Origin of the sequence: Phormidium pseudopriestleyi FRX01, from assembly GCF_017313335.1 — a bacterium.
Lineage (GTDB): Bacteria > Cyanobacteriota > Cyanobacteriia > Cyanobacteriales > Laspinemataceae > Laspinema > Laspinema pseudopriestleyi.
This window is the reverse complement of the sequence record NZ_JAFLQW010000241.1, coordinates 1-11,349: the sequence shown is the minus strand read 5'-3', so window position 1 is coordinate 11,349 and position 11,349 is coordinate 1. Positions and strand designations below refer to the sequence as shown.

General features: G+C 47.3%; 12 protein-coding genes. 7 read left to right on the top strand and 5 right to left on the bottom strand.

Annotated elements, in window-relative coordinates:
• On the top strand, positions 1 to 220 hold a 220-nt coding region (locus J0895_RS08970; protein ID WP_207087762.1), incomplete at its 5' end, for a hypothetical protein.
• Between the two features lie 107 nt (positions 221 to 327).
• Here the strand turns inward: J0895_RS08970 and J0895_RS08965 are convergent.
• Positions 328 to 861 (bottom strand): CHAT domain-containing protein, encoded by a 534-nt coding sequence (locus J0895_RS08965; protein ID WP_340643480.1) that lies wholly within the window; start codon positions 859 to 861, stop codon positions 328 to 330.
• A gap of 66 nt (positions 862 to 927) precedes the next feature.
• On the opposite strand from J0895_RS08965, the gene J0895_RS08960 reads away from it, so the two are divergent.
• Complete coding sequence (locus J0895_RS08960; protein WP_242541160.1) at positions 928 to 1,470, top strand: YkvA family protein; 543 nt, start codon at positions 928 to 930, stop codon at positions 1,468 to 1,470.
• A gap of 24 nt (positions 1,471 to 1,494) precedes the next feature.
• Here J0895_RS08960 and J0895_RS08955 read toward each other — a convergent pair whose 3' ends face one another.
• The 3 genes from J0895_RS08955 to J0895_RS08945 form a co-directional block, all read right to left on the bottom strand.
• The gene (locus J0895_RS08955; RefSeq protein ID WP_207087761.1) at positions 1,495 to 2,229 is read right to left on the bottom strand and encodes an SIMPL domain-containing protein; all 735 of its coding nucleotides are present in this window, start codon (positions 2,227 to 2,229) and stop codon (positions 1,495 to 1,497) included.
• A 132-nt stretch (positions 2,230 to 2,361) separates the two neighbouring features.
• Complete coding sequence (locus J0895_RS08950; RefSeq protein ID WP_207087760.1) at positions 2,362 to 3,459, bottom strand: OmpA family protein; 1,098 nt, start codon at positions 3,457 to 3,459, stop codon at positions 2,362 to 2,364.
• The gene (locus tag J0895_RS08945; RefSeq protein ID WP_207087759.1) at positions 3,443 to 3,970 is read right to left on the bottom strand and encodes a hypothetical protein; all 528 of its coding nucleotides are present in this window, start codon (positions 3,968 to 3,970) and stop codon (positions 3,443 to 3,445) included. The genes J0895_RS08950 and J0895_RS08945 overlap by 17 nt, the downstream gene beginning before the upstream one ends.
• 367 nt (positions 3,971 to 4,337) lie before the next feature.
• On the opposite strand from J0895_RS08945, the gene J0895_RS08940 reads away from it, so the two are divergent.
• From J0895_RS08940 to J0895_RS08925, 4 genes are all read left to right on the top strand, one after another.
• Positions 4,338 to 4,904 (top strand): Uma2 family endonuclease, encoded by a 567-nt coding sequence (locus J0895_RS08940; protein WP_207087758.1) that lies wholly within the window; start codon positions 4,338 to 4,340, stop codon positions 4,902 to 4,904.
• 105 nt (positions 4,905 to 5,009) lie between these two features.
• Positions 5,010 to 7,343, top strand: a complete 2,334-nt coding sequence (gene pcrA / locus J0895_RS08935) for a DNA helicase PcrA (protein WP_207087757.1) — start codon at positions 5,010 to 5,012, stop codon at positions 7,341 to 7,343.
• A 108-nt stretch (positions 7,344 to 7,451) separates the two neighbouring features.
• Positions 7,452 to 7,892: a hypothetical protein gene (locus tag J0895_RS08930; RefSeq protein ID WP_207087756.1), complete on the top strand. Its 441-nt coding sequence runs from the start codon at positions 7,452 to 7,454 to the stop codon at positions 7,890 to 7,892.
• Between the two features lie 88 nt (positions 7,893 to 7,980).
• Positions 7,981 to 8,997 (top strand): WD40 repeat domain-containing protein, encoded by a 1,017-nt coding sequence (locus J0895_RS08925; RefSeq protein WP_207087755.1) that lies wholly within the window; start codon positions 7,981 to 7,983, stop codon positions 8,995 to 8,997.
• A 91-nt stretch (positions 8,998 to 9,088) separates the two neighbouring features.
• Here J0895_RS08925 and J0895_RS08920 read toward each other — a convergent pair whose 3' ends face one another.
• Positions 9,089 to 10,378 (bottom strand): FGGY-family carbohydrate kinase, encoded by a 1,290-nt coding sequence (locus J0895_RS08920; protein ID WP_207087754.1) that lies wholly within the window; start codon positions 10,376 to 10,378, stop codon positions 9,089 to 9,091.
• 327 nt (positions 10,379 to 10,705) lie between these two features.
• Here J0895_RS08920 and J0895_RS08915 point away from each other — a divergent pair.
• On the top strand, positions 10,706 to 11,349 hold a 644-nt coding region (locus tag J0895_RS08915), incomplete at its 3' end, for an AMP-binding protein (RefSeq protein ID WP_207087753.1).

Below are 11,349 nucleotides of genomic sequence, written 5' to 3'. Positions count from 1 at the left end.
GGGACTCGAACAGGGACTCGAACAGGGTACTTTGCGAAATCAACGGGAGAATATCCTAGACCTTTTGCAAGTCCGGTTTGGGGAGGTCCCTCAGTCCGTGGTAGAAGCGGTGAATCGTCTGGAGGAGATTCCGACTCTAAAACAGCTACATCGCCAAACCATTTCTGTGGGTTCCATAGCTGAATTTGAGCAACTCCTGAATCCAAGGACAGATAGCTAAGGTTGGCTAACCTAGCCCTGTCAATGTGGTAAATTTAATGACGAAAAATCGTTGTTTCATGTAGGGGTTTGGTCTGATCACCCTCTTTAGGCCCTCGCATTGCGCCCCTACAAACAAACCTTGACAGGGCTAGGGTTTAAACCCCCCACGGACCTCCGCTTACAACCCAATATGGCAAAATGCCCCCAGGAATGGAGACCCGAAAAGGGCAAATCTGGATAGGACCGACGTAATCGGGTATCGCAATTTTGCCATAACTCCTTCGGCGCTTTTAAATCCTCCCGCAACCAGCGAATTAAATCCTTGCGCGAAACTGTTCTTAACCAGGTTTGTGCCGACTGTAACGCCTCCAGCATTGAGAGAGTTTCTAGGTCAATAGTCCAGTAAAAGCGCATCATTAAAAAAGCCGTTGCTAAATCATCTACGGACCATAAACTACTAATGACTGTGACAGTTCCTGCATATAAAAAAGCACTGGGCAAACCGATATAGTCCTCTACCAATTGACTGGAGTCGATTAACCCGGTTTCGCAGGCCGAAAGGACGACCCGACGGCAGTTGAATAACTCTAATTGACTGACAATTTCCCGGAAAGTTAAACCCTGGGTAACGATATCTGCCCGACTTCCATCGCGGAGGATGAGGGTGCGGTTGGGCGAGGATGTCTCGGGTTCTGTTGCCGCTTCCTCTGGGGTGAACGATGCGACTTGGATATCCCCCGAGGTGAGGATGAAGGTGTGGAACCCGGAGTCGGATTTAGTGCCGATATACTATTTCAGAATGGCGGTGTTGTCATCGAGGAGGGATTGAATTTCTGGGAGGGCGATCGCAGATATAATACGAAGAACCCATCTGACCCTCAAGCCATGCAGTCCTTAAAACAGTTCGCCCGTAAACTCAAAACCGAAACCTACGCCCTTTATTTAGCCAGTAAAGACCCCCGAGTTCCCTGGTATGCTAGAGTGCTGGCTGCGGGGGTCGTCGCCTATCTTTTTAGTCCCATTGATTTGATTCCCGATGCCATTCCAATTTTGGGTTATTTAGACGATCTAATTTTGGTCCCCCTGGGAATTTGGATTGTGCTAAAAATGATTCCCCCCCAGGTGATGGCTGAATGTCGAGAACAGGCAGAAGCAGCTAACCAGCAGGGAACTCCTAAAAATTGGATAGCTGCTGCAATTATTCTTTTCCTTTGGATATTTTTGGGGCTGTTAACCTTCCACTGGATTGGTAGCCTTTTAAACTCGTAAAGGGGGTAGCTGTGCTATCTTAGTTTAATAGCTAATGTCCAAAGTGACAGAAGCAGAAATCTCCCGATCGCCTCCGATGACTGGGGTGGAAAAATCAGCCGTAGCTTCCATCCGGGAGTACATGGGTTGTGGGGAAGGTGAGGCGGAATTGACTTGGATTTTGACAATTTCTCGGCGAGTGAGATTGAGGGCGGATAAGACGGTATCCGCTTGGGTGAGGGCATCTTGGGTGGCGGCGCGAATCGCTTGCTGACGGGCGGTTTCCATTGCTTCATCGGCGGCGGTGAAGCTGACTCCATCAATGCGGGTTGCACCGGCATTGACTGCTTCATCTAACAAAGTTCCGGCGCGATCGGTGGCGAGACGAAAGCTGACGATATTTGAGGCAGAATACCCGGTAATGGTAGGCGCTTCGTTGGCATTACTGCGATAAATGGGGTTGAGTTGAATGCCGGTGGTTTGGAGTTTCTCGACATTGCGCGATCGCAACAATTCCACCAATGCTTGCGATCGCCTTGCTACCTCTTGTTGCACCTCTTGGGCGGTTTTTCCTTGAACTTCCACCCCTAACCTCACTTGAGTTAAAGTGGTAGGAATACTAATAATTCCTTGTCCAGTTACGGTTAAGTTACGAGAGGGTTGTTCTTGGGCAGAAGCTGCTTCCATATTGGGCGGAATACTAAACAGTCCCAAGGCGAGGGCAACGGCGGCGATCGGACTTAAAACGTTGAGTTGGGTTGGCATGAATCGATTCATCATGATAGGGGTTCCGGTTAGACTCATTGATAAGAACAGTCTGACACTTCCTGGATGAGTGCGATCGCCCGGTTACACTTTTGGAAACTCATTTTTGTTTAAAACCCTCCTACCGGGGATTAAATCCCCTCGGATTTAACGTAAACCGGCATTTTGTCGAGCATAATTCAAATTATTTTGATATTCTCCCACCTTTTGTTGAGCGGTTGCATAATTGGCGCTATCTTGGGGAACGACTTGCATGAATGCGATCGCCTCTTGCCATTGATTTGCCACTTGTAACCACTGTTCGGGAGTTTTAGCAGTTTGGGTGAGAGTTGCTGCACTCGTTGCCTTCCTAACTGCTTCCCCAAAGGGGTTAGAATTGGGCGCAATTTCGACTGTCCGAGTTTCAGTTTGAATGGTAAATTCAACCCGCCGATTTTTTTCTCGTCCCTGGGGATTATCAGAACCATCGGAATTGGTATTCGGGGCGATCGGTTGACTTTTTCCTAACCCTTGGGTTTGGATTCGGGTGGGTTCTGCTTGAAAGTTATTGACGAAATAATATTTAACTGCCGCTGCTCGTTTTTGCGACAATTCTATATTATACTCATCGGTTCCTTTGCTGTCTGTATGTCCGTCAATCAAGATTCGGGCATCCTTAAAATGGGTCAATACTTGATTAACTTTTTCCAAAGTCGGTTTTGCTGCCGCCCGGACGTGATATTTATCGAATTCAAATAAAATATTGTCTGAGAGATTGAATTTAATCCCTTCAATGGTAGTTTCAGCATTTAATTCCGTGAGGGTTTGTTCCACCTCGATTGGCGTCGGTTCCACTGTTTCTACCAGAATTCGAGTTGAATCGGTTGGGTCTTCATCCGCAGTAACTAGAGTCGCTTCCGGTGGCGGTTCTACTTGGACTGAAGTCGCAGGAGGGAGCATTTCTGTTGTTGATGGAATCTGAAGAGGTGGGGTTTCTATTTGTACTGGAGTGGGCGGGGGTTGTGTTTCTACGTTTGGTCTCCGTTTAGCCAGAAATTGAGGGTCAATACTGCTTAAGTGAACTGCTTTAAAGGCCCATGTGCTGGTAGTGGTCTGGTTAACCGTTTCTAATTGGGTAACGGGAACGGGGACGATTTCATAGATTGTAACTTTGGGTAAGTTTTGCTGCTGATTTTTGCAAGCGGTAGTCGTCAACAGCAAGCTAGAGGCGATCGCTAGATTTAGGGATTTAATTGGTAGGGACATTGTCTGGGGTCTTAGAAATTTCAATATTGTACATATTAAATAGAGTAGCCTCTCGGGAAGAAGAATTAGCCCGGGTCCACTGCATTAGGGTTCGTAATCGGATAGTGTTAACTTCCGGTAATAACCGCCCAATAAAAACAAATTTGCCATTCAGAGTCGTACCCGAGGGGATTTGAATCAGTGGATTATCCGGAGGAATAGCTAGATTATATTTATTATATTTGTCATCAGAGATAACGATAGGGTTTTTTTCTGTATCAATTTCGATGACCTCTCGGCGACCATTGGTAATGGATAAGGTTAGGGTTGTGCTATCCTCAGCCAAGGCAACTTCTGTCAAGCGTACCACGATTTCGCTTTGATTCAGTTGTAAATCATAACTTTGGGTCACAGTTGGGGATTGAGTGGCTGCGGGTGAGCTTCCGGGGAGTTGTTTTGCCAAGGGGTTAGAATCACACCCCACACAAGCTAAGGAGAGGAAGGCGATCGCGGCTATAAGACGATGGCTCATGGATGCGCGGTTTTAAAGATTAATTTATTATTGTACTTGATATGAGTGAATAGATGTCTGGGTTAATCTTTAAGAATTATTAAGAAATAAAGTTTCATCTTTGGCCCTCAGTAATAATGCGTAAACTATCAAAATCCCTGCGGTTATAGAACAATAAATTTATTTCGTGATTTTGAAGAGACTGCCCAGCGCAATAGTCGAAAAAAAGATTTTAATTAAACACAGGCGTCTAATAGACTTGATAATTTGAATGGCGATTTTTGGTTTATAGTCTTCATAATTTCTCCCCCTTTTTTTTAATTGCTAACTAACACCTAAGCCCAATTGTGCTAAAATAACAGAATCCCTATACTAAATTGGAAAAATTATGTCCAATGTAACCATCAAAGACCTAGAATTACTTCAATGGGTTATCAGTCAAACTGGGTTAGACTATCAATTAGAATTAGAAAACGGCCAAATCTCAATCAGGGGACCTTCAGATATTGTATCCAGTGAGGTTGGGGTTCGGTTAATTGCGGCGCTTTATGTTTGGATTAATCCGCGTCGGTTGGGTCGAGTTTTTGACTCTGCTGGTGGGTTTATTTTACCGAATAGTAATTTGAAGGCACCGGATGTTTCTTTTGTGAAAGCAGAACGGTTGCGGCGCAGTATTCGGTATTTTGCTGAACTGGTTCCGGATTTAGTGGTGGAAATTAAATCACAAAGCGATCGCATTCCTCCCATCCAGCAGAAACTCCAACAATACCTGGAACAAGGCGCACAAGTGGGGATTTTAATTGACCCCGACGAAGAAACGGTTACGGTTTATCGTCCCACGGGGGAACCGCTGCAACTTCGAGGGGATGAAACCTTAACGATTCCCGAACTGTTACCGGGTTGGGAACTGTTGGTTTCTGAACTTTGGCCGCCTATTTTTGAGGAAAATGAGTAAATGCGGTGGCGAAATGAGTCAGATTCCAAAAATACCCAAATTTGGTAAAATTGAAGAGCAGATCTAACCTAGACTCAGCCCTTACCGCTTTTGCTTCGTTCAACCATGACCTCAACCCTTGACTTTCTGGCCCATCTGAACCCGAACCAACGTCGCGCTGCGGAACATTTCTGTGGCCCCTTGTTAGTCGTTGCTGGGGCGGGTTCAGGCAAAACTCGGGCGCTGACTTATCGAATTGCTAATTTAATTCGCACTCATCAAGTCCATCCTGAAGATATCCTGGCGGTGACTTTTACGAATAAAGCGGCCCGGGAAATGAAGGAACGGATTGAGAAGATTTTTGCGGATACTGTGGCAGAACAAAAGTATGATAAACCGTTTTCTGCCTTAGAACCAGCGGAACAGACTCAGGTGCGATCGCAGGTGTGGAGAAATAGCATTAAACCCCTGTGGATTGGCACGTTCCATTCCCTCTGTTCCCGAATTTTGCGCTACGATATTGAAAAGTTTAAAGATGAAAATGGTCGTCAATGGAACCGCAAATTTTCTATCTTAGATGAGTCCGATGCTCAAACGGCTATCAAGGATATTGTCATCAAACAGATGAATTTGGATAGCAAAAAATTTGAGCCTCGCAAAATCCGGTATGAAATTAGTGGGGCAAAAAATAAGGGTTGGTCTGCCAGGGATTTAGAGGCGAATGACCCGACAAATTATCGCAATCGCAAGGTAGCGGAGGTTTATAGTCGGTATCAAGATACTTTGGCGGCGAATAATGCCCTGGATTTTGATGATTTGATTCGCGTTCCGGTGGAACTGTTCCGGCAGGATGCTCAAGTTTTGGATTATTGGCATCGCAAGTTTCATCATATTTTGGTGGATGAATATCAGGATACCAACCGCACCCAATATGATTTTATTCGGATGTTGGTGACGAATGGGGAAGCGGCGAAGTCATTTAAGAAATGGGACAATCGTTCGGTTTTTGTGGTGGGTGATGTAGACCAATCGATTTACTCGTTTCGCATGGCGGATTATACCATTTTGTTGGAGTTTCAGGAAGATTTTGGGGATGGTTTAGAGGATGACGAAACCCAAAGTTTGGTGAAATTGGAGGAGAACTATCGGTCCCGGGAAAATATCCTGGAAGTTGCCAATAAACTGATTGAGAATAATACGGAACGCATTGAGAAGGTGTTGCTTCCGACTCGGGGGGAAGGGGAACCGATTATATGTTATCGGACGGAAAATGATTTAGATGAAGCACAATATGTGGTGAATCAAATTCGGATGTTGCAAAATCAGCATCCGGAGTTGGATTGGGGTTCGTTTGCGATTTTGTATCGGACTAATGCTCAATCGCGATCGTTTGAGGATGTGTTAGTTAAAATGAATATCCCCTATCGGGTGGTGGGGGGTTTGAAGTTTTACGATCGCAAAGAAGTCAAGGATGCCGTCGCCTATTTACGCGCAGTTGCCAACCCGTCGGATTCGATTAGTTTGCGCCGGATTATTAATACGCCAAAACGCAGTATCGGGAAAACTACTTTAGAACGCCTCGATGAGGCAGCGCAACAGTTGGGCATACCCCTGTGGGAAATTCTCAGTGATGAGACTTCGGTGAAAACCCTGGCAGGGCGATCGGTCAAACAAGTGCTAGAATTCTCTCAATTGATGTCCCGATGGCAGGGGCAAGTGGAAACATTACCGGCGATCGAAATTCTCAAAGGGATGATGGAAGAATCCGGTTATATGGAATCCCTGAAACTGGAAAACACCGATGAAGCGTTAAACCGAATGGCGAACATTGAACAGTTGTATAGCGCCACAATGCAATTTGCCGAGGAAAATGAAGACAATTCCTTAACGGGATTTCTTTCTAATGCCTCCCTTGCTTCGGAGTTAGATAATTTAGAAGAAGGGGAACAGGCGGTATCTTTGTTAACCATTCATTCGGCGAAAGGATTGGAATTTCCCGTGGTATTTTTAGTGGGAATGGAAGAGGGATTATTTCCCAATTTTCGCAGTATTAATGACCCGCGTACACTGGAAGAAGAACGGCGACTTTGCTATGTAGGGATTACTCGCGCCCAGGAACGACTATTTTTAACTCATGCCTTAGAACGGCGCTTGTGGGGGTCGTATGAACGCGCTCAACCCTCACGATTTTTAGCCGAATTACCCCGGGATTTACTGCAAGGAAATTCGGTGCCAAAAGAGCGATCGCGCCGCAGTTCCGGGACCGCCAAAACGCCAAAAGGGGCGGCAGCAATGGTGGACTGGCGCGTGGGAGATATGGTGGTTCATGATACCTTTGGTCCCGGGGAAGTTTCTCACGTTTTTGGGTCGGCAACTAAGATGTCCTTAGCGATTAAATTTATCCGAGGGGGTCAAAAAATTATCGACCCGCAAACGGCCCCGATGGAAAAATTAAATTAATTCCAGGAACTAAAAATCAGAGAAAGCGTCTGGAAACCGCCTGGATTTTGAACCGTGGAAGCGTGACTCAAACAACAGACCCTAATTGCGATCGCAGAGATTAAATTCATGGAAAGAGGACTGATGTGGTTACCCTTGCTGGCCCTATTTATAGGACTTGCTTGGGCGGGATGGAACGAATATCAAAAAGTGGAAGCCTATCGGATTTGGGCGCAGGGGTTCGATCGCACGAAGTATGATATTTATGCGGTATTGGGAGAAAAGGGCGACTGCCTGACTTGGGGGAAACCGACGCGCAAAGGTCCGGTAAATCAACAAACCTTTTCCTTAAAAGAGGTACAGTCATTACAGTTGCTAGTGAATCAACAACCCCTGGCCGTTGATTCGGTGCCGGAAAATCTCAAAGCCCAAAAAATTGCCTTAGAATTTGTGTTTCCATCCCCCAAAAATTCAGTGCAGATTCCCTTTACCGAAGTGGCGATCGCCGTGGAATGGACAAAATATTTACAACAACAGTGGCAAAAGTGGCAGGAGGGGACGGTGAATTAAGTCAACTTTTTCCTCAAAAATTCGTGAATCTAAACTCTAAAATAGTGTTAGATCCTAGGTGAACACTTAATTTTCTAATCAAGCCAATATGACCTTAAAACCCTCCTCCTGGAAAAAATTTAGCGCTTTAGTTGTAGCTGGAATCGTGACCCTTGGAGTGTTCCCCCTCCATTTTCTAGCCAGCGCCCCCCCATTGCTGGCACAACAGCGCACCCCCAGTTCCCGACTCCTCAGAACCATTGGCGATCTCGCCTTCCCAATTTTTGCTGTTGCCTATAGTCCGACTGCCCCAGTCGTCGTCAGTGGCAGCAATGAAGATACCATCAAATTTTGGAATACTGAAACGGGAGAACTGAACTATACAGCTTCCGTCCATTTGGATGACGTGAGGGCCTTGGATATCTCTCCAAATGGTCAACTCCTAGCCAGTGGTAGCGATGACAACACCGCCAACCTCTGGAACATGGAAACAGGACAGTTGATTTATACCCTTTATGGTCACACGAAAGGGGTGAGAACCGTGGCATTTAGTCCCGATGGACAGACTCTCGCCACCGGCAGTTGGGATAATACAGTTAAACTCTGGAACGTTGAGAACGGGCAAATCATTCGCACATTGAGCGCCCATGAGGACGGAGTAGATGCCGTTGCCTTCAGTCCCAATGGCGCAACCTTGGCATCCGGGGGACTGGATAACAACGTAAAACTCTGGAACCTGAATACAGGGGAGTTAATCACGACAATTCCAGCCCATGATGATTGGGTGAGTTCGGTTGCCTTTACCCCCGATGGACGAAACCTCGTGACGAGCAGTTACGATAGTACGGTAAAGATTTGGGATGTAAATCGCGGTCAATTGTTGCAGACGCTGCAAGGTCATTCTTTCCCTGTGTATGCGATCGCCGTTACCCCAGATGGTCGCACCATTGCCTCTGCTAGTGACGATCGCACTGTGAAACTCTGGGATTTCGCAACGGGCAGATTGTTGGAAACCCTCACCGGACATGAGAAATCCATCTTTTCGCTCTCAATGGGACCCGATGGCAGGCGATTAGCTTCAGCAGGAAATGACAACACTATTAATATCTGGGAATTGCCACGGTAATTGCGGAATCCTCGTGATTTAGCAATTGTAGGGTGGGCACTGCCCACCTGACAATTGCTTTCGGTGGGCAGTGCCCACCCTACTCTTTCACTCACCCCCGGTTCTGCATCCGGGCCAATAATGCGGCACCATAGGCCGCTTCGGTCTGAGTTGGCGTCATCACTGGAACATTCAGCCGACGCTGGCGAATCGCCGTCCAGGTGGAGTTTTTTGCCCCGCCACCAGCGGTATAAACCCGCTTAATTCGGGTTGCCCCAAATTCTTGTAACAGTTCATATCCCCGCGCTTCAATCCGGGCCATGCTTTCTAATAATCCATGCAAAAATTCCACATCAGAGTTAGGACGGGGTTCTAATCGTGGGGGGAGTTCGGGATTATTTAAAGGAAACCGTTCCCCGGGTTTGAGGAGGGGATAATATTTCAGAGGACTTTCGATGTTTGGGTCAATTTTTTGACTGAATTCTGCCAGTTGCCGATCGCTGAAAAACTCACGCAGGACTGCCCCTCCGGTATTCGATGCACCCCCCGTCAGCCATAAATCGCCGAGACGATGACTATAAATTCCATAGCGCGCATCATCCACGCGATCGCGACTCAGGAGTTTGAGCACCAGGGTTGAACCCAGGGAAGTCACCGCCTCTCCCGGTTCCCTTGCACCGGATGCCAAAAATGCCGCAATACTGTCCGTGGTTCCGGCGCAAATTACGCAATGGGCAGGTAATCCAAAGCGATCGCCCATTTCTGCCGTTACCGGGGCGATCGGCGTTCCCGGTTTGACTACATGAGGCAAATAAGGAATGAACTTAGTAAACAGTTGCGGCAAGGCCAGTCGCAACCATTCGGGATAAAATAAATGCTCAGGGTCATACCCCAGTTTGAGGGCATTGTGATAGTCGCTGATGCCCATTTGCCCGTGGAGTTGGAAACTCAGCCAATCTGCTTGATGCAGAAAGAATAAACCCGTAGTTGCCACCCGATGCAGGGCATCGGGATACAATTTGGGATGACGGGCATACCATAACAGCTTCGCCAAACTGGAAGTCGCCCCGATCGCCGGATGATTGGGAGGGGCGATTTCCCGTAACCTCTCCATCACCGTTATCCCCCGGGCATCATTGTAGAGAATCGGTTCCGCTACCGGAGTGCCACTGCGATCGCACAGCAACACCGTAGAGGATGTCCCATCAATGGCGATCGCGCCGATGGACTGCCGTACAGACCGAGGGAGTTGGTCCAGTAACCCAAATAACCCCTCCTGCCACAGTTCCGGGGTTTGTCGGTCCAGAGGAAAATCCGCCTGTGCCTGAATCCCTGCATGGTCATCGATCGCCACTGCACGAGCCCCGGAAGTCCCGAAGTCTATGCCGAGATAGAGGGTCATACGAATACCCCTTAACGCTTACCATCCTCTAGTTTAGGCGATGTTGTAGGTTCTTAGTCCTTGGTCCTTGGTCCTTTCTCGTACTAAATCCGGTTGTCTAAGGGAACTCCAAAAAATAAAATAGCAATTGTAGCAATTGTAGGGTGGTGAAGCCACCGAACAGAAGGTGGGCAATGCCCACCCTACTCCTTTAAAAACTAGTTTAGGCGATTTGACACTCTGCGGTCATCGGTTTTGGGTGAATCCCCGCTTAAAAAATCTCAAGGTTTTAAGTGGCCTTCTGGATCAAAAATAATAAATAAGCGCAAACAAGAGACTGTAAAAACAATGTCCGAATCCACGATTGAATCGACTCTTAACGAAAAACGGCAGTTTCCGCCATCAGCGGAATTTTCTAAAAATGCTCGAATCAAGAGTTTAGAAGAGTACCAGGCGCTTTATGACCAAGCTGCCGCCAATCCCGAACAGTTCTGGGAACAGCTTGCGGAAAAAGAACTGCACTGGTTTAAAAAATGGGATAAAGTCCTCGACTGGCAACCCCCCAACGCCAAATGGTTTGTCGGGGGTCAGATGAATATTTCCTACAATTGCCTCGATCGCCACTTAACCACCCCCCGCAAAAATAAGGCGGCCTTAATTTGGGAAGGAGAACCGGGAGACTCCCGAACCCTCACCTACGCCCAATTGCACCGAGAAGTCTGCCAAATGGCCAACGTCATCAAAGAGATGGGGGTAAAAAAAGGCGATCGGGTTGGCATCTATATGCCGATGATTCCTGAAGCAGCAATCGCCATGTTGGCCTGTGCGCGGATTGGGGCCGCCCATACGGTGATTTTTGGCGGATTCAGCGCTGAATCCATCAAGGACCGCCTCATCGATGCTCAAGCTAAACTCGTGATTACTGCTGATGGCGGGTGGCGCAAAGAATCCATTGTCGCCCTCAAAGAGCAAGTGGATAAAGCCCTAGAACT

What these genes read in the sequence shown, in the direction of transcription:
- J0895_RS08930 (WP_207087756.1), top strand. Translation starts at nt 7,452, where the DNA reads ATGGAAAGAGGACTGATGTGGTTACCCTTGCTGGCCCTATTTATAGGA.
- J0895_RS08950 (WP_207087760.1), bottom strand. Translation starts at nt 3,459, where the DNA reads ATGTCCCTACCAATTAAATCCCTAAATCTAGCGATCGCCTCTAGCTTG.
- J0895_RS08920 (WP_207087754.1), bottom strand. Translation starts at nt 10,378, where the DNA reads ATGACCCTCTATCTCGGCATAGACTTCGGGACTTCCGGGGCTCGTGCA.
- J0895_RS08945 (WP_207087759.1), bottom strand. Translation starts at nt 3,970, where the DNA reads ATGAGCCATCGTCTTATAGCCGCGATCGCCTTCCTCTCCTTAGCTTGT.
- J0895_RS08940 (WP_207087758.1), top strand. Translation starts at nt 4,338, where the DNA reads ATGTCCAATGTAACCATCAAAGACCTAGAATTACTTCAATGGGTTATC.
- J0895_RS08955 (WP_207087761.1), bottom strand. Translation starts at nt 2,229, where the DNA reads ATGATGAATCGATTCATGCCAACCCAACTCAACGTTTTAAGTCCGATC.
- J0895_RS08925 (WP_207087755.1), top strand. Translation starts at nt 7,981, where the DNA reads ATGACCTTAAAACCCTCCTCCTGGAAAAAATTTAGCGCTTTAGTTGTA.
- pcrA (WP_207087757.1), top strand. Translation starts at nt 5,010, where the DNA reads ATGACCTCAACCCTTGACTTTCTGGCCCATCTGAACCCGAACCAACGT.